Origin of the sequence: Marinobacter sp. F3R11, from assembly GCF_003318275.1 — a bacterium.
In the GTDB taxonomy this organism is placed as follows: Bacteria; Pseudomonadota; Gammaproteobacteria; order Pseudomonadales; family Oleiphilaceae; genus Marinobacter.
In genome coordinates this window covers 212,163-233,951 of sequence record NZ_QOCH01000015.1, presented here as the reverse complement: position 1 = coordinate 233,951, position 21,789 = coordinate 212,163, and the positions used below count along the sequence as shown (strand labels likewise).

General features: G+C 54.5%; 19 protein-coding genes. 8 read left to right on the top strand and 11 right to left on the bottom strand.

The features are described from left to right. Nucleotides 1-181 precede the first annotated feature (181 nt). Genes DS878_RS09450 through DS878_RS09440 form a run of 3 tightly spaced genes read left to right on the top strand, consistent with a single transcriptional unit; the run spans nucleotide 182 to nucleotide 3,322 of the window. Nucleotides 182-1,654, top strand: coding sequence for an ATP-binding protein (locus tag DS878_RS09450; RefSeq protein WP_113815727.1), 1,473 nt, complete (start codon nucleotides 182-184; stop codon nucleotides 1,652-1,654). Next, nucleotides 1,651-3,051 carry a sigma-54-dependent transcriptional regulator gene (locus tag DS878_RS09445; RefSeq protein WP_113815726.1) on the top strand — a complete coding sequence of 467 codons (1,401 nt, stop codon included), beginning with the start codon at nucleotides 1,651-1,653 and terminating at the stop codon, nucleotides 3,049-3,051. The genes DS878_RS09450 and DS878_RS09445 overlap by 4 nt, the downstream gene beginning before the upstream one ends. After that, nucleotides 3,044-3,322 (top strand): GIY-YIG nuclease family protein, encoded by a 279-nt coding sequence (locus DS878_RS09440; RefSeq protein WP_113815725.1) that lies wholly within the window; start codon nucleotides 3,044-3,046, stop codon nucleotides 3,320-3,322. The genes DS878_RS09445 and DS878_RS09440 overlap by 8 nt, the downstream gene beginning before the upstream one ends. Here the strand turns inward: DS878_RS09440 and DS878_RS09435 are convergent. Beyond that, entirely contained in the window at nucleotides 3,300-4,193 is an 894-nt protein-coding gene (locus DS878_RS09435) for an alpha/beta hydrolase (RefSeq protein ID WP_113815724.1), read from the bottom strand. The genes DS878_RS09440 and DS878_RS09435 overlap by 23 nt on opposite strands. Before the next feature lie 79 nt (nucleotides 4,194-4,272). On the opposite strand from DS878_RS09435, the gene DS878_RS09430 reads away from it, so the two are divergent. Both DS878_RS09430 and DS878_RS09425 read left to right on the top strand, forming a co-directional pair. Further along, the gene (locus tag DS878_RS09430) at nucleotides 4,273-5,289 is read left to right on the top strand and encodes an alpha/beta hydrolase (RefSeq protein ID WP_113815723.1); all 1,017 of its coding nucleotides are present in this window, start codon (nucleotides 4,273-4,275) and stop codon (nucleotides 5,287-5,289) included. An 80-nt stretch (nucleotides 5,290-5,369) separates the two neighbouring features. Further along, entirely contained in the window at nucleotides 5,370-6,026 is a 657-nt protein-coding gene (locus tag DS878_RS09425; RefSeq protein WP_113815722.1) for an OmpA family protein, read from the top strand. An 80-nt stretch (nucleotides 6,027-6,106) separates the two neighbouring features. Here DS878_RS09425 and serA read toward each other — a convergent pair whose 3' ends face one another. Next, nucleotides 6,107-7,336 carry a phosphoglycerate dehydrogenase gene (gene serA, locus DS878_RS09420; RefSeq protein ID WP_113815721.1) on the bottom strand — a complete coding sequence of 410 codons (1,230 nt, stop codon included), beginning with the start codon at nucleotides 7,334-7,336 and terminating at the stop codon, nucleotides 6,107-6,109. A 192-nt stretch (nucleotides 7,337-7,528) separates the two neighbouring features. On the opposite strand from serA, the gene DS878_RS09415 reads away from it, so the two are divergent. After that, the gene (locus tag DS878_RS09415; RefSeq protein ID WP_113816634.1) at nucleotides 7,529-8,932 is read left to right on the top strand and encodes an FAD-binding oxidoreductase; all 1,404 of its coding nucleotides are present in this window, start codon (nucleotides 7,529-7,531) and stop codon (nucleotides 8,930-8,932) included. After that, nucleotides 8,932-9,615 carry an SIR2 family NAD-dependent protein deacylase gene (locus tag DS878_RS09410; protein ID WP_113815720.1) on the top strand — a complete coding sequence of 228 codons (684 nt, stop codon included), beginning with the start codon at nucleotides 8,932-8,934 and terminating at the stop codon, nucleotides 9,613-9,615. The genes DS878_RS09415 and DS878_RS09410 overlap by 1 nt, the downstream gene beginning before the upstream one ends. A 79-nt stretch (nucleotides 9,616-9,694) precedes the next feature. On the opposite strand, the gene DS878_RS09405 is transcribed toward DS878_RS09410, so the two are convergent. From DS878_RS09405 to DS878_RS09385, 5 genes are all read right to left on the bottom strand, one after another. Beyond that, nucleotides 9,695-11,005 (bottom strand): ABC1 kinase family protein, encoded by a 1,311-nt coding sequence (locus DS878_RS09405; RefSeq protein WP_113815719.1) that lies wholly within the window; start codon nucleotides 11,003-11,005, stop codon nucleotides 9,695-9,697. Between the two features lie 47 nt (nucleotides 11,006-11,052). Continuing rightward, nucleotides 11,053-11,715 carry a fumarylacetoacetate hydrolase family protein gene (locus tag DS878_RS09400; protein ID WP_113815718.1) on the bottom strand — a complete coding sequence of 221 codons (663 nt, stop codon included), beginning with the start codon at nucleotides 11,713-11,715 and terminating at the stop codon, nucleotides 11,053-11,055. A gap of 55 nt (nucleotides 11,716-11,770) precedes the next feature. After that, nucleotides 11,771-12,313, bottom strand: a complete 543-nt coding sequence (locus DS878_RS09395) for an adenine phosphoribosyltransferase (protein ID WP_113815717.1) — start codon at nucleotides 12,311-12,313, stop codon at nucleotides 11,771-11,773. 29 nt (nucleotides 12,314-12,342) lie between these two features. After that, a complete protein-coding gene (locus DS878_RS09390; protein WP_113815716.1) occupies nucleotides 12,343-13,641 on the bottom strand; it encodes an NCS2 family permease in 1,299 nt (432 codons plus the stop codon). 100 nt (nucleotides 13,642-13,741) lie between these two features. Beyond that, nucleotides 13,742-14,362 carry a trimeric intracellular cation channel family protein gene (locus DS878_RS09385; RefSeq protein ID WP_113815715.1) on the bottom strand — a complete coding sequence of 207 codons (621 nt, stop codon included), beginning with the start codon at nucleotides 14,360-14,362 and terminating at the stop codon, nucleotides 13,742-13,744. 225 nt (nucleotides 14,363-14,587) lie between these two features. On the opposite strand from DS878_RS09385, the gene DS878_RS09380 reads away from it, so the two are divergent. Beyond that, a complete protein-coding gene (locus DS878_RS09380; RefSeq protein ID WP_113815714.1) occupies nucleotides 14,588-15,568 on the top strand; it encodes an NADPH:quinone oxidoreductase family protein in 981 nt (326 codons plus the stop codon). 1 nt (nucleotide 15,569) lies between these two features. Here DS878_RS09380 and DS878_RS09375 read toward each other — a convergent pair whose 3' ends face one another. The 4 genes from DS878_RS09375 to DS878_RS09360 all read right to left on the bottom strand — a co-directional run bounded on the left by DS878_RS09375 (nucleotide 15,570) and on the right by DS878_RS09360 (nucleotide 21,780). Then, nucleotides 15,570-17,531, bottom strand: a complete 1,962-nt coding sequence (locus tag DS878_RS09375; RefSeq protein ID WP_113815713.1) for an acetyl/propionyl/methylcrotonyl-CoA carboxylase subunit alpha — start codon at nucleotides 17,529-17,531, stop codon at nucleotides 15,570-15,572. A 152-nt stretch (nucleotides 17,532-17,683) separates the two neighbouring features. Further along, nucleotides 17,684-18,505, bottom strand: coding sequence for an enoyl-CoA hydratase/isomerase family protein (locus DS878_RS09370; protein WP_113815712.1), 822 nt, complete (start codon nucleotides 18,503-18,505; stop codon nucleotides 17,684-17,686). Between the two features lie 119 nt (nucleotides 18,506-18,624). After that, complete coding sequence (locus DS878_RS09365; RefSeq protein ID WP_113815711.1) at nucleotides 18,625-19,779, bottom strand: acyl-CoA dehydrogenase family protein; 1,155 nt, start codon at nucleotides 19,777-19,779, stop codon at nucleotides 18,625-18,627. Between the two features lie 384 nt (nucleotides 19,780-20,163). Then, nucleotides 20,164-21,780 (bottom strand): acyl-CoA carboxylase subunit beta, encoded by a 1,617-nt coding sequence (locus DS878_RS09360; RefSeq protein ID WP_113815710.1) that lies wholly within the window; start codon nucleotides 21,778-21,780, stop codon nucleotides 20,164-20,166. Nucleotides 21,781-21,789 lie beyond the last annotated feature (9 nt).

Here is a 21,789-nt window from a genome sequence, read left to right as displayed (position 1 = left end):
TCTCCTGTTTCATTGTCACTCTTCCGGGACCAATCAATCCCTGTGCCATGTTTTAGAAACTCGAAAAATCCATAAATAACAAATAGTTGTGTTTGTCCTCGGGTTAATCTCAGGTAATGATGGTTGTGGCTAATTGCCACATGTGGCAGAAATGTGTGGCAATTATGTCGCTGGAGGCAAAATGAAAGCTTCTCTGAGAAGCGCGGGTCAGGTTATCGGGTCGATACAGTTAACTCTTGTATTGAGTATTGTGGTGCCTCTGCTGGTTATCAGTGGTCTCGCGATTTATCTGGGGGTTGGCACCGTCGAGAAAGCCCTGAATGATCGCTTGCAAGAGGATCTGGAGCTGGTTGCCCGGGCGGCCAGAGGCCCGCTTTCACGGGCTATGCAGGAAAATGATGAGTTGGTAATAGGTGATTCCCTTAAGTCGATATTCAGGATTGGCCGCGTGTCGGGAGCGTCCGTTTTTGATAAAGATGGCGCAAGAATAGCCAGCCTTGGGCTTGCAGATACCGATGTGGGTAACAGTGCCAGTGCTGAGCAGGTCATAAATAGTGGTGAGCTGGGAGGAGCTTTTCGTTGGGTAGATGGGCAATCCGTGTTTTCGCACTTTACACCTTTGGTGGCAGATGATGGCAGGATTCAGGGCTTGTTGCAGATAACCCGCAGGCGCAGCGATTTTCACGAACTGCTGGCTTCAAGCCGCCTTTGGGCTGTATCTATCTGGTCTGCGCTGGCGGTAACAATCATTCTGGTGGTGGTTCTTGGTCACTATGGTGCGGTTGGCCGTCATGTCAGCAAGCTGTTGAATAATATGGCTGCATTGGCTCCGGGCCATTGGCGGCTTGATGCGGAGCCATCCGGTCCGCGGGAATTGCGGCAGATATACGGTGGCGTGCGGGATATGGGTGAGCGCATGGCCCGGGCGGAGGAGGAAATACAGCAACGTGTAGCCAGGGAGCGAGAACTTGCTGAGCGCCTGGAATACCAGGAGAAGATTGCCATGATCGGGCGTGTGGCTGGCGGGGTTGCTCATGAACTGGGCGCACCCCTGAATGTGATCCAGGGACGTGCAGATATTCTGGCCCGCCACGAGCTCACGAGTGAGCAGCGCCGGCAATTGGATGATATCGGCTACCAGGTAGGGCGTATGACCACCATTATCCGGCAATTGCTGGATTGCTTCCGTCATGTGCCTGACTCGAGAAGGCCTGTCTGCCTGAACACAGTTCTTGAAGATGTTCTGGATCGTGCCCGTGAGGATGAAAAGTGCCGTGGCAGGCGTTTATTGAGTCAGGGGCTTGATGTGAGCGCCTGCGTGAAAGCGGAACCCGTAAGGCTGGAACTGGCGTGTCTGAACGTGGTGCGAAATGCGTGTCAGGCCGCAGGCTCGGAAGTTGTTTTATCCCTGCATCGTAAATCTGGTGAGTGGGAGGTTCGGGTAGACGATGATGGTCCGGGCATAGCAGTGGAGAAACGGGAAGCGGTTTTCGAACCCTTCTACAGCACCCGGGCGGCGGGTGAAGGCACTGGCCTTGGGCTGGCTGTGGTCAGTAGTGTATTGAAAGAGCATGGCGGCCGGGTTGAAGTAGGAAGTAATAAAACCGGAGGCTGCAGGATAAGTCTTTTCTGGCCAGCGGAGACCATAACATGAGTGAGTACAGTGCAAAGATTCTGCTGCTGGAAGACGATAGCAGTCTGGGCCTTTTGTTAAGTGAAGAACTTGAACTTGATGGTTATCGGGTAACCCGGGCGGGGACTATAGAGGAGGGATGCCGGCTGCTCTCCGAAAACACGCCGGACCTGATTGTTTCAGACCTCCGACTTCCGGACGGGGACGGGCTTGAGCTCCTGAAAGAGGTTCAGGCTAAAGGGCATAGCCTTCCTTTTATTGTCATTACGGCATTCGGAACAGTCGATCAGGCCGTTGAGGCGCTGAAAGCCGGGGCGGATGACTTCCTCACCAAGCCATTATCTACGGACCACCTGCGCCTGAAAATTCGCAGGCTACTGATTCAGGCTGAGCAGGGCCGGCAGTTGGAGACGTTTCTTTCACAAAGTGGGACTGATGAGACTCATGGCCTTATTGGGGAGCACGAAAGCATGGTTCGGCTCCGGTCTGAAATCCGGCAGATTGCCCGGAGCGAAGCAGCAGTACTGATCTGTGGTGAAAGCGGAACGGGTAAGGAGCTGGTTGCCAGGGCGATTCATCGGGCCAGCGAAAGGAACTCCGGATCTTTTGTAGCAGTGAATTGCGCAGGTATCCCGGGTGAGCTCATGGAGAGCGAATTCTTTGGTCATGAAGCTGGCGCCTTTACCGGAGCACGCCAGGCACGAAAAGGGCTGTTTACAGAGGCTCATGGTGGCACTTTGTTGCTGGATGAAATAGGAGAAATGCCACTGGCTCTGCAGGCGAAGCTGCTCCGGGTTCTGCAGGAAGGCATGGTCAAACCGGTGGGGTCAGACCAGGAAGAACCTGTGGATGTGCGGATTCTGGCGGCAACCCATGTGGATCTGCTCAAAGCGGTGCGGGAGGGAAGCTTTCGTGAAGATCTGTACTATCGGCTGGAAACCCTGAGTCTTCGTATTCCTGCTCTGCGGGAGCGGGGCGATGATGTTGATCTGCTTGCCATGCATTTCATACGGGAAGCTGCCAGGCGTCATAAGCGCGGATTCCTGAAAATCAGTGAGGTCACCTCCCGTATACTGATGGATTATCCGTTTCCAGGGAATGTCCGTGAACTGGCCAGTGCGATCGAGAGGGCAGTCACCTTTTGTGAAGGTGATACCATCCAGCCAGATCACTTACCTGAGCGGATCCGGAAGCGACAAGGCGGTGCTGCGAGCCTGCGCTCGACCCGGCCGGATGACAGAATTTCTGAATGGCCGACACTCGAACATCTGCAGCAGGATTATGTGCGTGAGGTGATGCAGGCTGTGAATGGCAACAAGCGTCGCGCCGCACAGATTTTAGGTATAAACCGGCGGACCTTGTACCGGTGGCTGGCATCCAGTGAGTCGTTCAGTGAAAGAGGGCTGGTGGATGGATAGTAGCTGGTTTGTCTATATGGTTCGTACTGCCAATGGTTCGCTTTATACCGGGATTAGCACCGATGTACCCCGCCGTTTTGCAGAACATCAGGCTGGCGCCCCAAAGGGCGCGCGAAGCCTCAGGGGCAAGGGCCCGCTGGAACTGGTTTTCTGCTCGCCGGTGGGCGATCGTAGCCGTGCGTCGAAGCTGGAGTGGCATATCAAGCGCTGGCCGAAACAACGCAAAGAAGCGCTTGTTGTCGGCAAACTCAGTCTGCCAGATATGCTCTGATATGCTCGCCTGCTGTTTTCACAGCGGCAGTGGCTCTTTCCAGCTGGCCGCTATGTATCTGGAACACGTGCCAAAGATTGTTGAATACCTCGAGTTGTGTTTTTACGCCAGCCATACGGGCTGCCTCTGCAAGCCGCTCCGCATCGTTCAGCAGGATTTCCTGGCTTCCGACCTGTATCAGTATAGGAGGCAAACCTTCAAAATTGCCGAAAACGGGTGAGATCAGCGGGTTGCGAAGGGATTCCTGGGCGGCGTAAAGCTTTGCCGCTTTTGCTGTCCACTTTGCTTGCAACACAGGTTCGCACTCCGGAGAGTACAGCGCTTCCTGAGTAAGATCTGTCCAGGGAGAGAAAACGGTAAGGGACGCAGGCAGGGGCTGATTTCTGTCACGCAAACGCATGGCTAGCGCAATAGCCAGGCCACCCCCGGCCGAGTCGCCGGCAATGGCTATTTGCCCGGGCGTAAACCCTTCCTCAATAAGTGCCAGCCATACGGCTTCTGCATCGTCGAGTGCCGCCGGGAAAGGATGTTCCGGGGCAAGACGGTAGTCCGGTGCAACGACCATGCAACCACTGGCCCTGGCCAGATGGCCGGTAATACCTCTGTGCGTGGCGGCAGATCCGATAATATAAGCGCCACCGTGGAGATAGAGTACCGCACCGCGTGTCGCCTGGCCGAAGGAGCTCCTGATCACCGGAATATCTGCCAGTGTATCTGACTGAAAGCGGCAGCCTCGGGGTGGAACCGAACTCCGGTATGCCTGGCTGATCAGTGTGCGCTGAACCGAAACCGGTACTGCCGGGTGGAGTGTTGGCCTGACCAGGCGATTCATGGTCTGACGCAGTCCGGTTTCAAGAAGATGTTGCAACATCTGTGTTATGCCCCCGCTATGGGTTAGGATTGTGCATCTGGATTCATATTATCTATTCATGACAGGCGTTTAACTCTACGTGTACTGGAAAACGGATACCATAGAAATACCGGACTGGAATCGCAAGTCTTTGCTGAGCAGGTTGGAGCCATTTGCTCCCGGAGAGCAACGAGAGCTTAGCGAGGAAATGGTGGCCTATTGCCGCTTTTATGGCCTTGACCTCTGGGTGGAGCATCCGGAAGTTGCTTATCATCAGGGCTATGTAAAAGCTGGCCAGCATGAGGTTATGGTGCATTATTTCCGGCTGCCGGAACCTTCTGAAGAGCGGGGTACTGTGTTTATTCTGCATGGCTACTTTGATCATGTGGGTTTATACAGCCAGTTGATAGACCGTTGCCTTAGCGCCGGTTTTGACGTGCTTGCCTATGATCAGCCGGGCCACGGGCTTTCCAGTGGGACACCTGCAGCCATAGGCAGTTTTCTGGAATATCAGGGGGTTTTGTCAGAAGTTCTCGCCAATGTCCGTGAACAGGTTCGCGGGCCATGGTTTGCTGTGGGGCAGAGTACGGGTGGCGGTATACTGATTGATTATTTGCTGTCGAACCACCATACCCGGCAGACGTCGGAATTCCGCAAAGTCGTTTTGCTGGCACCGTTGGTACGTCCTGCCGGCTGGCTTGGCGCCAAGGTATTGCACTCTCTGGCTAAGCCGTTTCTCTCCCGGTGGCAACGCGTGTTTTCAGCCAACAGTGGCAATACCCGTTTTTTGCGCTTCCTGCGAGAACATGATCCACTCCAGGCCAGGTCGGTTCATGTGGACTGGGTGAGCGCGTTACGCATCTGGATACCGCATATTGAATCTGCCCGGCCCGTAGACTTTCCGGTTACGGTTATTCAGGGTGAGAAAGACCAGACGGTAGACTGGCAGCACAACCTTAGAATTATCCGGAACAAGTTTGCATCGGTAGAAGAAGTGAGAATTGCCGACGGCCGCCATCATCTGGTTAATGAAGCGAAAGATTTGCAAGCAACCGTTTTCAATACGATTATTGACACCTTTGAACATCCGACGGCAGATGCTATTACCAGTTCCTGACGTCATGATGACAAGATCAGGGAGTCTGAAGGCTTGAAGCTGAAAGGCATCTGCAGAAAAACCAGCTACAGGAGAATGCTGTGAAGAAAACCATGCTTGCATTAGCAGTGACGACTATGGGCCTTGCCGGCTGTATGACCTATGACCCGTACACGGGTGAGCAGAAAACCTCCGATGCCACCAAAGGCAGTATTATTGGTGCTATTGGTGGTGCAGCCATCGGCGCTGCAACTTCCAGCAAAAGCGATCGTGGCAAGGGTGCCCTGATTGGTGCGGCAGGCGGTGCGGCCATTGGTGGTGGTATTGGTTATTACATGGATCGGCAAGAAGCCCAGTTGCGGCAGAAGCTGGAGGGGAGTGGTGTTCGAGTTGTCCGCAATGGTGACCAGATCGAGCTCATCATGCCCGGTAATATCACTTTCGACCTGAATCAGACTTCGATCCGGGGTGGTTTCACCGATACTCTCGAGTCGGTTGCTCTGGTACTGAAAGAATTTGACCAGACCATTATCCAGATTGAGGGTCATACTGACAGCTCGGGTTCAGACAGTTACAACCAGTTGCTCAGTGAACGCCGTGCTGGCTCAGTGCGGGATTTCCTGCTTAATCAGGGCATTGCATCCAGCCGCACCCGTGCGGTGGGTTACGGAGAGCGCTACCCTATTGCATCCAATGATACCGCTGCAGGGCGTGAGCAGAACCGTCGCGTAGAGCTGACGCTGGTACCTATGCAGTAATGGGCCAGAAACCCGGGTTCCGGCACTGCCGGCCATAAAAAAACCGGAGCAAAGGCTCCGGTTTTTTTATGGGCTGAAGCTTAAAACAGCACGCGACAGCGAATAGTGCCTTTTACCTGAAGCAGTTTCTCCAGGGCCAGCTCACCGTAAGCTTTATCCACATCGATTACGACGTAACCAATGTCTTCTTTGGTCTGAAGATACTGACCGCAAATGTTGATGCCATTCTCGGAGAATACCTGGTTGATTTCGGACATCACTCCGGGCACGTTCTCGTGAATGTGCAGCAGGCGGTGCTGGTTCGGATGCGAAGGCAGTGCCACTTCCGGGAAGTTGACAGACGACACGGAGGTACCGTTGTCGCTATACATGGTCAGCTTCTCCGCCACTTCTCGCCCGATGTTTTCCTGGGCTTCAATGGTAGAACCACCCACATGCGGAGTGAGGATCACATTATCGAATTCCCGCAGCGGGGACACGAATTCTTCGTTGTTGGATTTGGGCTCAACGGGGAATACGTCAATTGCTGCACCCAGCAACTTGCCACTTCTGAGGGCATCGGCGAGGGCGTCAATATCAACAACAGTGCCCCGTGATGCGTTCATCAGGATAGAGCCTGGTTTCATCTGGGCCAGTTGCTCGGCTTTGAACATATACTTGGTAGCCGGCGTTTCAGGAACGTGCAGGCTCACAACATCAGCGATGTTGAGCAGTTCCTGCATGGTTCCTACCTGGGTGGCATTGCCGATGGGCAGTTTTGACACCACATCATAGAAGTACACGTCCATGCCCAGGCCTTCAGCCAGAACACTGAACTGGGTGCCGATGTTTCCGTAGCCGATAATGCCCAGTTTTTTACCACGAATTTCGTAGCTGTCCTTTGCCGACTTCTGCCATTCGCCCCGGTGCGCCTTGGCACTCTTCTCAGGAACACCACGCAACAGGAGGATAGCTTGCGCCAGAACCAGTTCTGCAACACTGCGGGTGTTGGAGAATGGCGCATTGAAGACTGCGATACCGCGACGAGTCGCTGCTTGCAGATCCACCTGGTTAGTACCGATACAGAAACAACCCACGGCAACCAGTTTTCTGGCTGCCTCGAATACTTTCGCAGTCAACTGAGTGCGCGAGCGGATACCGACAAAGTGCGCGTCGGCAATCTTCTCAATAAGGTCTTCCTCGGCCAGAGAGTGACTGAGGTACTCAATGTTGGTGTAGCCTGCAGCATTCAGGGTGTCCAGTGCGGACTGGTGCACGCCTTCCAGCAGCAGAATGCGGATTTTGCTCTTTTCGAGAGACGTCGTTGACATGGGCTTTGCTTCCGAACCTTTCGTCGCATGAAGTGACCTGTAACCAGTCATCGTCTGGGCTGGCTCACAGAACAGGGGCGGTATGATACCATAAAAGCAACTTTTCACAGTGTGCCGGTTCGCCTGGATCAACTGAGCTTGGAATTTTCTGTCCAGAGCTGCCAGCCCAACCTTGATGAGACTTATGCCTTCATGAAATCCGAACAGATCATTGCTTCCCTCAAAGAGCTGGTTGCCACTGACTCAGCGCCTGGAAAGGTACTGACTGACGCAGCTGATCTCGAAAACTACGGCAAGGACTGGACACGTATCTACGCGCCCAATCCCCTGGCTATTGTTCTTCCCAAAACCACTGAGCAGGTTCAGGCACTGGTGAAGTTCGCCAACGAACACGGTGTAGCCCTGGTTCCTTCGGGAGGCCGCACGGGCCTGAGTGCGGGTGCAGTGGCCGCCAGCGGAGAAGTCGTTGTTGCGTTTGACAATATGAATCAGATCCTGGATTTCAATGCCAGTGACCGTCTGGTTCGCTGCCAGGCCGGTGTAGTGACGGAACAACTTCAGAATTTTGCAGAGGAAAACCATCTCTATTACCCGGTAGACTTCGCTTCTGCCGGTTCCAGCCAGCTTGGCGGTAATCTGTCTACCAACGCGGGCGGTATCAAAGTAATCCGTTATGGCATGAGCCGCGACTGGGTTGCAGGTCTTAAAGTGGTAACCGGAAAAGGCGACATTCTTGAGCTGAACAAGGATCTGGAAAAGAATAACACTGGCTACGATCTTCGCCATTTGTTTATCGGTGCCGAGGGCACGCTTGGCTTTATCACCGAAGCTACCATGAAGCTCTCACGTCAACCGGATAACCTCACGGTTCTGGTGCTTGGGCTAAGTGATCTTGGTAACACCATGGATGTGCTCAAAACCTTCCAGGGCGGGCTCGACCTGACCGCCTATGAGTTCTTTTCACATCAGGCTATGGGGCATGTCCTGGCCCATGGACAAGTGCCGGCTCCGTTTGAAACCGAGGCCCCTTATTATGCGTTGCTGGAGTTTGAGGCAACGTCTGATCAGGTCATGGATAACGCCATGGGTCTGTTCGAGCAGTGCATGGAAAATGGCTGGGTGCTGGACGGAGTCATCAGCCAGAGCGAAACCCAGGCCCAGAACCTGTGGCAGCTGCGTGAGCGTATCTCGGAATCCATCGCACCACGTACGCCCTACAAAAATGATATTTCCGTTGTTGTTTCCAAAGTGCCTGGATTCCTGCAGGAAATCGATGAGGTGGTCACCAGGCACTATCCGGATTTCGAGATCATCTGGTTTGGTCACATTGGCGACGGCAACCTGCACCTGAATATCCTCAAGCCGGAAGATATGGCTAAAGAAGACTTTTTCGAAAAGTGCCAGCAGGTTAACAAGTGGGTATTTGAGATCGTTGAGAAGTACAAAGGCAGCGTTTCTGCTGAGCATGGCGTAGGCATGACCAAAAAGCCTTACCTGCAATACACCCGCAGCGAAGCAGAAATTGCGTACCTGAAAGGGATCAAAAAGGTATTTGACCCCAATGGAATTATCAACCCGGGCAAAATTTTCGACTGATGCAAAGACACATAGTAGTACTCACCGGTGCTGGAATCAGCGCCGAAAGCGGCCTCTCTACATTTCGCGATAATGGCGGTCTCTGGGAGCAGCACAGTGTATACGACGTTGCCACCCCGGAAGCTTTCGCCCGTAACCAGGAAATGGTACTGCGTTTCTACAACGAACGCCGGCGCCAGCTCGCCGCAGCCCAGCCCAACCGTGCTCACAGGCTGCTCGGTGAACTGGAAAAGCACCATCGCGTAACCATCATTACCCAGAATGTAGACGACCTGCATGAGCGTGGCGGCTCCAGCTACGTAATTCACCTCCATGGTGAACTCACTAAAGCCAGAAGCTCATTGAACCCGGAGCTGGTATACGACATTGGCTACCGGGATATAGAGTTGGGGGAACAGTGTGAACTCGGGCAGCAGCTGCGTCCGCACATTGTGTGGTTTGGCGAAGAAGTTCCCATGCTGGAAACCGCGGCTGATCTGGTTCGCACTGCCGACGATCTGCTTATTGTAGGTACCTCGCTGCAGGTTTACCCGGCAGCCGGTCTGGTGCACGAGGTGAAAAGAGACGTACCGATTACGGTAGTAGATCCTGGTGAACCAGCAGGCGTTTCCCGGGCCAGAGTTATCCGGAAAGGAGCCAGTGAAGGTATTGCTGAGTGGGCTGCAAACTACCTGGCTCGATAGGTATCGGACCTCATTGAGCCATGGCTCCGCACAGTTTCAGGCGCAATGTCCTGACGCTGCCGTCAGCACCAGGCGCAAATCACTGTGTGGTGCTCAGATATTTCCGAAGCTCTTCACCAAACGCCGCCTGTACTCCCAGCCGCTTCAGCATCCAGTAGTGCCCTGCGATCATCCGGTCAATAAAAATACTTTCAACCGGCGGTTTGAACGAATCCAGGTACTTGAACACTGTGCTTGTTTTGGCGGCTACATCCTTGTGAATACTGGACTGGCCAAAATCATAAGGCTGCTCCGAATCAAAGGGCACAATCAGAATGTCCCGCCACATGGCGTAGTAGGCTTCATCAATGGCCGGTTGGCTCCCAACCCGGGCACCCAGATCAACCAGGTACGCATCCAGCGCCTTGTAATCTTCTTCCAGCGCTGCAGTAACCGCGTTGCGGTAGGCTTCGACTATTTCGGGTTTCAGCTTCTTCACGCAGCCGAAATCGTACATAACAATGCTGCCATCCGGCCTGTACGCAAAGTTTCCGGCGTGGGGGTCACCATGAATGCATTGGAAACGGAATAGCTGGTCCGCCATGGTCGTAAACATGCGATGACCAATCAGGTTGATCGTCGTCTGGTCGTAGCGCTCCGGAGTGACCTCACTTACATGGTCACCTTCCTCCAGTTCCAGTGTAAGCACATGGCGAGTGGAATGGCTGGGAATAACAGCAGGAATAATCACCCAGGGATCCTTCTCGTGGAACTCCCGGAACAGATCGATATTTCGGGCTTCGTTTTCGTAGTCCAGCTCTTCCCTGAGCCGTTCACGGATTTCCGTAAATAACTGGTCGACCGATTCCTTGGGCATTTTCAGCAAACCGCCAAGCTTCAGAGCAAGGCGTAACTGTTTCAGATCAGAATCGCAGGATTCATCAACACCCGGATACTGCACCTTTACAATGACATCTGTGCCGTCATGCAGTCTGGCGCGGTGTACCTGACCTATTGATGCCGCGGCGTAGGGTGTGTCCTGCAGGTATTCAAACAGCTCACCTACCGGTTTTCCCAGTTCGGTTTCTATCTGTTCCAGAATAATTTCGAAGGGCATGGGTGGCGCTTCTTTCTGAAGCTTCTGAAGCGCATCGGAAAACTCCCGGGGGAGGAAATCCTGAGTCTGGGAGGCAATCTGGCCCAGCTTCATGGCCGCACCTTTCATTTCACCGAGTGTATCGGTGATGCGGTTTGCCATGCGGGTATAACTTTCGCTGCGGGCACCGTCGTCGTTTTCGCTGCTGAACATGCTGCGGGCTTTCTGGCCCGCATACTGCCCAGCTACCGAGGCCGTCATACCCGCAAGCTTGAAGAATCGTCCACTGCGTGAGGTAACCGGTTTTTTTGCCATGGCTGACTATACGTGCTCTTCAGAAAGAAAGATTGTGTCGGCCCAAGTTAAACCACATTAGTGGAAACAGACAACTGGTCTTCCAGTTGCAGTGAAAGTGTCTGCCCTGAGGAGAGAGGGCCGACACCCTTCGGGGTGCCTGTGAGCACGATATCACCGGGCAGCAGTGTGAAATGGCTGCTTATGTGCGTAAGTAATGGAATGATCGGGAAAAGCATATCCCGTGTATCACCGCTTTGCTGGCGTTGCCCGTTGATATCCAGGCTGAAGGTGATGTGATCGTCAGTGAAACGTTCAGCTGCCACAAAAGGGGACAGGGGGCAGGCGCCATCAAAGCTTTTTGCCAGTTCCCATGGATGTCCCTTTTCTTTAAGCCGGCTTTGCAGATCCCGGAGCGTCAGATCCAGTGCCAGGCCGTAGCCAAGAATGGCCGCCTGGGCCTCGCCGGGGGACGCGTCAGTGAGGGGCTTGCCAATCAATACCGCCAGTTCAGTTTCAAAATGCACCTGGCCCCGGTTTGCCAGGAGCTTGAGAGGGCGCGTTACATGGACTGCGGCGGTAGCGGGTTTAATGAACAGCAAAGGCTCAGCCGGTACCGGGTTATTGAGTTCTTTCGCATGTTCCGCATAGTTGCGGCCAACGCAGACAATCTTTCCCAAAGGCAGATGCACCGGTGTGCCGTCTTTCCAGTAGTGCTGATATTGTTCCATAAAGCAGCTCCCAATGCCGTTTTGCGTACTCGCGAGGATGACGGGGCGTCAGCGTCTATTCGCCCTCAAACGAGCATACAGTATAGACCTTGAGGCCTTCTTCCTGCAGTTTGGCTGAGCCTCCAAGGTCGGGAAGGTCAATCATGGCTGCGACCTCCACTATGTCTGCACCAATGCGTCGAATCAGACGACTGGCTGCCAGCATGGTTCCGCCGGTAGCAATCAGATCGTCTACAAGCACGACCTGGTCACCGGGCTTGAAGGCATCCTGATGCAGTTCCACTGACGCGGTGCCGTATTCGAGCTCGTAGTCCTCCACCAGCGTATCGAACGGTAACTTGCCTTTCTTGCGCACAAGAACCAGCGAGGCATTGAGCTCATAGGCCAGTGCTGAGCCAATGATGAAACCCCGGGCATCCACCGCTGCCACAGCATCAATCTTCTGGCCGTGGTAGCGATGAACGAATGCATCAATCAGCTTCCGGAAGGCAGTCTTATCCTGTAGCACAGTGGTGATATCACGGAAGGCGACGCCGGGTTTGGGCCAGTCCGGCACAGTGCGAATGGCTTGTTTGATGCTCTGGGAAAAGTAATCCATAAAAGTCAGCCCCTCCGTCCGGGCGCAGCTCAGGCTGCGTCCAGAAAGATGAATTTCAGGATGAATACGGCGGAGATCACCATCACGCTTGGGCTCAGATCAGACCAGCGTCCGCTCAGCGCCTTGATGACAGCATAAGTGACAAAACCCATGGCAATGCCATTCGCGATGGAGAAGGTCAGTGGCATCATCAGCGCGGTAACAACCGCAGGTGCGGCTTCGGTAATGTCGTCCCAGTCTATCAGTTTAAGGCCGCTGGCCATCAATACCGCAACGTATAAAAGTGCAGGAGCTGTCGCATACGATGGAATAATGCTGGCAATCGGGGATAGCAGCAGGCACGCAAGAAACAGAACAGCTACAACTACGGCGGTCAAACCGGTACGGCCACCGGCAGAGATGCCCGCAGTGGATTCGATATAGCTGGTGGTTGTTGAGGTACCCAGTGCTGCGCCGGACATGGTGGCAACGGAATCAGACATCAGGGCTTTGCCCAGACGCGGAAGCTTGCCGTCCTTGTCCAGTAATCCACCACGGTGGGCCGCACCAATGAGGGTGCCGGAAGTGTCGAACAAATCGACAAACAGGAAGGCAAACACAATGCTGATCATGCCTAGGTTCAGTGCGCCGGCAATGTCCATTTGCATGAATGTGGGCGCAAGGCTTGGGGGGGCTGCGAAGAAGCCTTTGTATTCAACCATCCCCAGCATCATGGCGATCACGGTTATAGAAATAATGCCGATCATCACAGAGCCGGTTATACGACGGAATGACAGTGCGCAGATCAGTACAAACCCGCCAAAGAACAAGAGGCTTTCCGCGGATTTCAGATCGCCCAGACCTACCAGGGTGGCGGGGTGATCTACTACGATGCCGGCATTTTTAAGAGCGATCAGAGCGAGAAAGAACCCTATGCCTGCAGAAATGCCGAAGCGTAGCGACATGGGGATGCTGTTAATGATCCACTCCCGAACTTTGAAAATGCTCAGCAGGAGGAAAATAAAGCCTGAAAGGAATACCGCCCCCAGAGCTATTTCCCAGCTATAGCCCAGGCTGCCCACCACAGTGAAAGAAAAGAAAGCATTCAGCCCCATACCCGGAGCCAGAGCGATAGGATAATTTGCCAGCAGCCCCATGATCAGGGAGCCAATAGCCGCCGCAAGACAGGTGGCGACAAACACCGCGCCGAAGTCCATACCCGTTGAGGACAGGATGTCCGGGTTGACGACAATAATATACGCCATGGTCAGGAAGGTTGTGATGCCCGCAACCAGCTCTGTACGTACATTGGTGCCGTGGGCCTGAAGTTTGAACAGTCGTTCGAGCATGTGGGGAGTCTGCCTCTAGGGATGTCAGAGTGTAGGGTGAAAAAACGGTAATCTTACTGGCTGGGATGTCCCGGGCCAAGAGATGATTGGCGCTTGCCCGCTATTGGCCTTGTGCAGGGTCGCGCTGTAACCGGATATCGAAACGTACCGCAGCCATTCGCACAATGACGATAAATAACAGGCCAATCGTCAACGACAGGGCTTCACTTTGCAACGCCCATTGGCAAAGGAAATAAAGCCAGCAGCCTGCAAAGGAAATGGATGCGTAGATCTGGTCCTTGCGGAAAATGAAGGGCACCTCGTTACAGAGCGTATCGCGAAGGGCACCACCGAATGTGCCTGTCATAACGCCGAGCATTGACGCGATAAACCACGAATGTCCCAGGTCAAGAGCCAGCTGTGCTCCCAGTATGGAGAAAGTACCTAGCCCGATGGCATCCGGAAATACAATCCAGGACTCGCGAATACGTTCGGAATGTTTCCAGTAACTGAAAACAATCGCCATTGCGAGAATAAGAATGGGTTGCTCCTCGTGCTTTATCCAGTAGACCGGATGGTTATCCATGATGAGATCACGCAGGGTTCCACCACCGAGGGCCGTGATAAATGCGATGGTAAAAACGCCGACCGGATCCATATTCTTGGAGCGCGCAACCACCATGCCTGATATGGCAAAGGCTACAATTCCAATCATTTCAAGGGAATAGATGACATCGAGCATAGTTGAACCCTGAGGGAAAGGCGGATGGCTGCCAAGTGGCTCGGATCAGGAGCGGGAAGAATAGCGGAAAATGACGCCCGATTCATCTCTGGAAACCTGCCCGTAATAATCAGGCTATAAGCCCTGTTTATAAATCCGGATAAAGGTTCTTTATTTGCTTCGCGGGTTGAGTCTGTTTAGCTTGATGCAAGTCAATAACAACAGAACCCATCAAAAGGAGCCCTAATGAAAGCGATCCTCTGTAAGGAATATGGCCCTGCGGAAACACTTGTCATCGAAGATGTGCCCAGTCCTGAAGCTAAAGAACACGATGTTAAAGTCCGGGTGAAAGCCGCAGGTCTGAACTTTCCCGACACGCTGATTATCGAAAACAAGTATCAGATCAAGCCGGCCAGACCCTTTTCACCTGGTGGCGAAATGGCCGGTGAAGTGGTTGCGGTGGGTGATAAGGTAACCCGTTTCAAGGTCGGTGACCGGGTTGCGGGTCTGACGGGCTATGGCTCATTTGCCGAGGAAGTGATTGTTCCGGAGCGCAACCTGCTGCCAGTGCCTGATGGCATGAGTGATGAGAAGGCAGCGGCGTTTACCATGGTTTATGGCACCTCTTACTACGCCCTCAAGCAGCGAGCCGATATCAAGCCCGGAGAGACTCTTCTGGTTCTGGGGGCCAGTGGTGGCGTAGGGCTGGCAACGGTTGAGCTGGGAAAGGCTATGGGCGCGCGCGTTATCGCTGCAGCCAGCTCCGCTGAGAAACTGGCAGTGGCCAGGGCAGCCGGTGCCGATGAGCTGATCAATTACTCAGAGGAACCTTTGAAGGACGCAGTAAAGCGTCTGACTGATAACAAGGGTGTGGATGTCATTTACGATCCTGTGGGTGGCGATTTTACAGAGCAGGCATTGCGGGCCATGGCCTGGAATGGCCGCCATCTGATCGTTGGCTTTGCCGCAGGCGATATCCCCAGGATTCCGGCAAATCTCACGTTACTGAAAGGCTGCTCTGTTGTTGGTGTGTTCTGGGGCAGCTTTACCCGGAATGAACCCGAGGCGAGTGCCCAGAATATGATGGAGCTGATGAAGCTCTATAACGAGGGCAAAATCGACCCGGTAATCAGTGAGGTTTTTGAGTTTGAGGATTACGTAAAAGCCCTTGGCGCGCTGACCGGCCGCAGAGCTACAGGCAAGGTAGTCCTTAAAGTCGGAGCCTGATTCAGCGCCCCGGAATGGCTTCCCCTGAGGAGACTTCGGCGAGCACCTGATTGCGCTTCACCTGGTCGCCTTTACGTGTCAGAACCTGGGCAATAATGCCGTCACAGCCGGCTTTAACCGGGTGCTCCATTTTCATGGCTTCCAGTATGATCAGGGGGTCGCCCTGGCTAACTGGCTGGCCGGGCTCAACCAGCACGTCGATAATGGAACCGTCCATCGGGGCCTGGATGTGTCCGTTGCCAGGCCCGCTGGCAATGGCTGCGGGCTGATGAGTAAGGTCTCTTACTGCCCAGGATTCTCCGTGTGCCTGTAAATACAGCGAGTCCCCTTCATGGTGATATCGGCAGCGCTGGCGAACCCCGTTGTCGTTGGTGCATAAGCTGCCGTTGTGAATGCTGATGACTGCTATCTCATGATGTTTGTCGTTCAGTGTGCAGGAAAGCGTATTGCCGCTTCGCTTCACCAGTAGTTCAACGGTTTCATTCCCAGTGTCGAGTTTCATGGGAATGTAGGTGGCTGGTGCGTTGCTCCAGTATTCCTCCCCGGTAGTGCCGTGAGTCAGTATGCAGGCTGCGAGGGCAAGCTGGCGGATCTCTGGTTTGGCTGGTTGCAGCGACGGGTCTTTGTTGAATCTCGTCTGCAGGAAGGCGGTGGTTGCCTCGCCAGCACCAAAGCTGCTGTCTGAAATAATGCGGCTGAGGAAGTACCGGTTGGTGCTTACACCAAAGACGCAGGTGTCTTCCAGGGCCCGGATCAGCCGCCGGCGGGCCTGATCCCGGTTTTCTCCCCAGGCGATAACTTTTGCGAGCATGGGGTCGTAGTGAGGCGTAATCGTATCGCCGGAGCGGACGCCTGTATCAAAGCGCAGGCCTTCGCCTTCTGCGGGTTCAAACACATGCATCAGGCCTGTTTGAGGGGTGAACCCCTGAGAGGGATCTTCGGCGTAGAGCCGGACTTCGATGGCGTGGCCGTTCAGTTCAATGTCATTCTGAGCTATCGGCAGAGGCAGGCCTTCAGCCACCATCAACTGCCAGGCGACCAGATCTTGCCCGGTAATCAATTCGGTAACCGGGTGTTCTACCTGCAGGCGGGTGTTCATTTCCAGAAAATAGAAGTTCCGGTTCTTGTCCACGAGAAATTCGACGGTGCCAGCACCTTCGTAGTTGCAGGCGAGGGCTGCTTTAACGGCAGCTTTGCCCATGGCAGCCCGGAGCTCGGGGGTCACGAAAGGGGAAGGAGCTTCTTCCACGACTTTCTGGTGCCGGCGCTGCACTGAGCAGTCTCTTTCGCCCAGGTACACGGCGTTGCCGTAGCGATCGGCAAAGACTTGTATTTCCACGTGGCGAGGTTCGATAACAGCTTTTTCGAGGATCAGTTCGTCGTCGCCGAAGGCTTGCCTTGATTCGGATCTGGCGCGCTTGATGTTGCTGGCCAGTTCTGACTCTTTCTCGACCAGACGCATGCCTCGGCCACCGCCGCCGGCGGAGGCTTTGATCATCAGAGGGTAGCCAATGTCGGCTGCAGCGGAGATGAGTTCATCATCACTGGCGTTGTCGCCTTCATATCCGGGAACGACGGGGACTCCGGCTTTGTGCATGGCGATCTTTGAACGGCGCTTGCTGCCCATGAGTTCAATGGCGCTGGCTGGAGGGCCTACGAATACGATACCTGCGTCTTTGCAGGCGTTGGCAAAACCGGCATTTTCGGAAAGAAAACCGTAACCCGGGTGTATGCAGTCAGCGCCTGTTTTACGGGCAGCATCGAGTATGGCCCCGGTGTTCAGGTAAGACGCGGATACCTGAGCTGGCCCTATGCATACGGCTTCATCTGCCAGCCCGGTGTGCATGGCGTTGACGTCAGCCTCTGAGTATACGGCCACGGTGCGGTATCCCAGGGCTTTGGCAGTGCGAATGACGCGGACTGCGATTTCGCCCCGGTTTGCTATTAGTAATTTCTTCAACATGGCGTATTTCTCTTAATCGGTGCAAGGCCGTAAGTGAGAGGGAAAGAGGCTTCCAGAAAACCGCTACGAGCACATCCATGTGCGCTTGTTTCCGGCCGTCCTTGGCCTCCAACACTTTCTGGAAGCCTCTTTCCCTCTCACTCGCTCCGCAATCAACGGTTTTCGTCTGCCCAGGCTGGTGGGCGTTTTTGCATGAATGCCATTGTGCCTTCGGAACCTTCACTGCCGCGGACGGCTGCTGTGAACATTTCAGCTGCACTGTCGAGCAATCCGCTCATGGGCTCGCGCCCAACACTGTGGAGCAGGGCTTTGGTTTTCGCGGTGGCGCCTGGTGCGCAATGGCGAATGCATTCCAGCGCTTGAGCCAGCATGCCGTCCAGCTCAGCATCGGATGAGGCGACCTGGTGCACGATGCCCAGCGCACAGGCTTCTTCTGCTCCAATTCTTAACCCGAGCAACGCAAGCCTGCGGGCCTGGGTCAGGCCGATGCGTTCAACTACAAACGGAGCGATCTGGGCTGGGATGATGCCGAGGGAGGTTTCTGGCATGGCGAATCTGGCAGTCGGGCCCGCAATAGCGACATCGGATACGCAGGCCAGACCAAAACCGCCACCCATCACAGCACCTTCGGTGATGGCGATGACTACTTTGGAGGATTCGTTTACCTGCAGGATCATTTGACCGAATGCACGATTGAGACGGTAGAAGGGGTCGGTTTCGCCTTCACCGGTTTTCTGGTTGTGGGCACCGACGATGTCTTTGATGTCACCGCCTGCACAGAAGTGACCGCCAGAGCCCCGGATTACCACGGCGCGTATGCTGGCATCAGATTCCACTTCGGTAAAGATCCTGGATAACTCCGCCACCATTTGCAGACTCATCGCGTTCCGGGTGTCTGGCCGGTTGATGGTGATGTGCAGGGCTGGCCCCTGTTTTTCCAGTACCAGTGTTTTGCAGTGAGGCAAGGTTTCCATCGATAGACTCCACGAACATTATTTGGGGCCGGTAGTGCGATCGAGCCCTACAAGGACGTACTCGCGGGCGTGTCCTGAAGAGTTCAATCGCATTACCGGCTTGGCATCTAGGTTCAGCTTTAGCGCTTGCCTGGCAAGGTTCCCATCATTTTGCAGATGATCCCCAGCATGATTTCATCGGCACCGCCGCCGATGGATACCAGACGAACATCGCGGAATGCACGGGATGCCGGGTTGTCCCACATAAAACCATTGCCCCCCCAGTACTGCAGGCAGCTATCAGTAACCTCGCGGCCCAGACGCCCGGCTTTCAGCTTGGCCATGGAGGCGAGCTTGGTGACTTCCTTGCCTTCGATGTGCAGTTCACAGGCCTGATAGGTAAGGGCGCGCAGGGCCTCTACTTCAGTCTGTAGTTCGGCCAGACGGAAGTGGATCACCTGGTTATCAATCAGTGGTGTGCCGAATGTTTTGCGTTCCTTGCAGTAATCGATAGTCTGGTTGATGCAGTTTTCCAGCGCTTTGATAACATTTGCAGCACCCCATAACCGCTCTTCCTGGAACTGCAGCATCTGCATCATAAAGCCCATGCCTTCAGCGCCAATGCGGTTGCGCTGTGGAACCCGAACGTTGTCAAAGAAGATCTGGGCAGTTTCCGAGGAGCGCATGCCCAGCTTGTTCAGACTCGGACTCATGGTTATGCCCCGGGAGTCCATGGGGACCATGATCAACGATTTGTTTTTATGTGGCTTGTCGTCGCTGGTGTTGGCTAAAAGGCATATGAAGTCTGCTCTCGGGGCGTTGGTTATCCACATTTTAGAGCCGTTGATAAGGTAGTCGTCGCCGTCTTTTTTTGCGGTAGTTTTCATTCCTGCCACGTCGGAACCGGCGCCGACTTCACTCACACCAATGCAGCCCACCATGTCACCGGCAATGGCCGGAGCCAGGAAGGTACGCTTGAGTTCGTCGGAGCCGAAGCGGGATATGGCCGGGGTACACATATCGGTTTGCACACCAATCGCCAGAGGTACACCGCCGCAGTTGGCCATGCCCAGTTCTTCAGCTGCTACAAGGTTATAGCTGTAGTCCAGCCCCATACCGCCGTATTCTTCAGGCTTCTGAATGCCCAGCAGGCCTAGGTTGCCCATTTTTTTGAATATGTCATGAATGGGGAATTCCCCTGCTTCTTCCCACTCATCGCAATATGGGTTGATTTCTTTCTGTACAAAGTCGTGAACTGTTTTTCTCAGGGCTTCGTGTTCGGCTGTGAATTTCACGTTGTTGTTCTCCTGATATTTAGTTCTTGCTTACATCTATTGGCGCTGGTTCTTTGACTTGGGTCGCGGCTGTGGGGACAGGCTTTCAGAAAACCGCTACAAGCACGTCCGTGTGCGCTTGACTCCGGCCATCCATGGCCTCCGACATTTTCTGAAAGCCTGTCCCCACAGCCGCTTATGTCTGCAACTGCACCGCCACCAGCTAACTATTTTCTGTTTCAATATTTGTTCGGTGCGATAAATCCAGGTTGATCGGCACCGGGGCGAAGCACCACCCAAAAACGTGGAGCGCCAGGGATGGCGCGACCGAGCCCTACAGGGACGTATTTACGGGCGCTTTTTGGGTGGTGCTTCGCTCCGGTGCCGTCCGCCTATTTACAACCCCTAGAGGCGGGCCACACCAAATGTATTAGGCCGCAACTGACGGATCTCCGCTTCGCGGCACACGTCCAGAACCAGGGCGACTACGCGCCGCGTGTCTCGTGGATCAATCAGACCGTCGTCCCAGAGCCGGGCTGTACCGAACAGAGCCGTGGAACCATCCTCCAGCTTTTTGGCTGTGGCCTGCTCCAGAAAATCCAGGGTTTTCAGGTCAGGCTCTATGCCGTTGCGGCGTTGTTTGTCTTCCGCCACTATGCGCATTACCTTACCGGCCTGTGCAGAACCCATGACGGCTGTGCGGCTGTTGGGCCAGGCAAAGATAAAACGCGGATCCAGGCCGCGGCCACACATGGCATAGTTGCCTGCGCCATAGGATCCGCCGATTACGATTGCGACCTTGGGTACACGGCAGTTGGCGACCGCCTGAATCATTTTCGATCCATGTTTTATGATGCCGTTCTGCTCGGCGTGTGTCCCCACCATAAAACCGGTGGTGTTGTGCAGAAACAGCAGTGGCGTGCCGGCCTGATCGCAGAGCTGAATAAACTGGGCTGCTTTTGCACTGCCCGCCGGTGTAATCGGCCCGTTGTTACCGATAATCCCGACAGCGTGCCCTTCAATGCGGATGGTGCCGCATACGGTGTGATTGTCGAATTCATTCTTGAAGTCCATGAACCTGGATCCATCAGCAATTCGTGCCAGAATTTCCCGAACGTCCCAGGTTTTTTTTGCATCAGATGGGATGACGCCCAGAAGCTCTTCTGCCGGATAAAGCGGCTCATCCCATTTCAACTCGCGCTTCAGAGGTAGATGCTCATTCCAGGGCAGGGCTTCAAGAATGTTCCTGGCCATGCGGATGCCGTCAGCGTCGTCTTCGGCCAGGTATTCTGCGGTGCCGGCAATCTGGGCGTGCATTTCTGCGCCGCCGAGTTCTTCGTCATCGGCTATTTCGCCGGTTGCGGCTTTCAGTAGTGGAGGGCCTGCCAGAAACATTTTTGCCTGGCCACGGATAGCGATTACATAGTCAGACAAGCCCGGCTGATAGGCTCCGCCAGCAGTAGCGTTGCCGTGCACAACGGTAATCTGGGGCAGGCCTGCTGCAGACATCCGGGCCTGGTTGGCAAAGCTCCGTGCACCCTGCACGAATATGTCGGTGGCGTAGTTCAGGTTGGCGCCGCCGCTTTCTGACAGGGAAACAACCGGTAGTTTGTTTTCTTTGGCGATCTGTTGCAGGCGCAGGGTTTTATCCAGGCCTGCAGGTGTGATGGTGCCACCTTTGATGGCGCTGTTGCTGGCGACCACCAGACAGCGTATGCCACTGACTGTTCCAATACCGGCGATGATGTTGCCGCCGGCCATGCTGCCGTCTTTGTCGTCATGCATTTTGTAACCGGCCAGGGAGCAAAGTTCCAGGAAAGGAGTGCCTTTGTCCAACAGGCGGTTGATGCGATCCCGGGGCAGGAGCTTTCCCCGCCTGGTGAACTTTTCTCGTGCGGCTTCAGCCAGGTCCAGAACCTTCTGCTCCAGGTCGCGGAACATCTGGATATGGGTGTTCATGGCCTCGGTATTGCTCCGAAACTCTTCAGATTGTGGATTAACCCTGGATTCCAGTGTCTGCATAAAGCTTTC

What these genes read in the sequence shown, in the direction of transcription:
- serA (WP_113815721.1), bottom strand. Translation starts at nt 7,336, where the DNA reads ATGTCAACGACGTCTCTCGAAAAGAGCAAAATCCGCATTCTGCTGCTG.
- DS878_RS09415 (WP_113816634.1), top strand. Translation starts at nt 7,529, where the DNA reads ATGAAATCCGAACAGATCATTGCTTCCCTCAAAGAGCTGGTTGCCACT.
- DS878_RS09385 (WP_113815715.1), bottom strand. Translation starts at nt 14,362, where the DNA reads ATGCTCGATGTCATCTATTCCCTTGAAATGATTGGAATTGTAGCCTTT.
- DS878_RS09360 (WP_113815710.1), bottom strand. Translation starts at nt 21,780, where the DNA reads ATGCAGACACTGGAATCCAGGGTTAATCCACAATCTGAAGAGTTTCGG.
- DS878_RS09380 (WP_113815714.1), top strand. Translation starts at nt 14,588, where the DNA reads ATGAAAGCGATCCTCTGTAAGGAATATGGCCCTGCGGAAACACTTGTC.
- DS878_RS09450 (WP_113815727.1), top strand. Translation starts at nt 182, where the DNA reads ATGAAAGCTTCTCTGAGAAGCGCGGGTCAGGTTATCGGGTCGATACAG.
- DS878_RS09405 (WP_113815719.1), bottom strand. Translation starts at nt 11,005, where the DNA reads ATGGCAAAAAAACCGGTTACCTCACGCAGTGGACGATTCTTCAAGCTT.
- DS878_RS09445 (WP_113815726.1), top strand. Translation starts at nt 1,651, where the DNA reads ATGAGTGAGTACAGTGCAAAGATTCTGCTGCTGGAAGACGATAGCAGT.
- DS878_RS09390 (WP_113815716.1), bottom strand. Translation starts at nt 13,641, where the DNA reads ATGCTCGAACGACTGTTCAAACTTCAGGCCCACGGCACCAATGTACGT.
- DS878_RS09410 (WP_113815720.1), top strand. Translation starts at nt 8,932, where the DNA reads ATGCAAAGACACATAGTAGTACTCACCGGTGCTGGAATCAGCGCCGAA.
- DS878_RS09400 (WP_113815718.1), bottom strand. Translation starts at nt 11,715, where the DNA reads ATGGAACAATATCAGCACTACTGGAAAGACGGCACACCGGTGCATCTG.
- DS878_RS09395 (WP_113815717.1), bottom strand. Translation starts at nt 12,313, where the DNA reads ATGGATTACTTTTCCCAGAGCATCAAACAAGCCATTCGCACTGTGCCG.
- DS878_RS09440 (WP_113815725.1), top strand. Translation starts at nt 3,044, where the DNA reads ATGGATAGTAGCTGGTTTGTCTATATGGTTCGTACTGCCAATGGTTCG.
- DS878_RS09435 (WP_113815724.1), bottom strand. Translation starts at nt 4,193, where the DNA reads ATGTTGCAACATCTTCTTGAAACCGGACTGCGTCAGACCATGAATCGC.
- DS878_RS09375 (WP_113815713.1), bottom strand. Translation starts at nt 17,531, where the DNA reads ATGTTGAAGAAATTACTAATAGCAAACCGGGGCGAAATCGCAGTCCGC.
- DS878_RS09370 (WP_113815712.1), bottom strand. Translation starts at nt 18,505, where the DNA reads ATGGAAACCTTGCCTCACTGCAAAACACTGGTACTGGAAAAACAGGGG.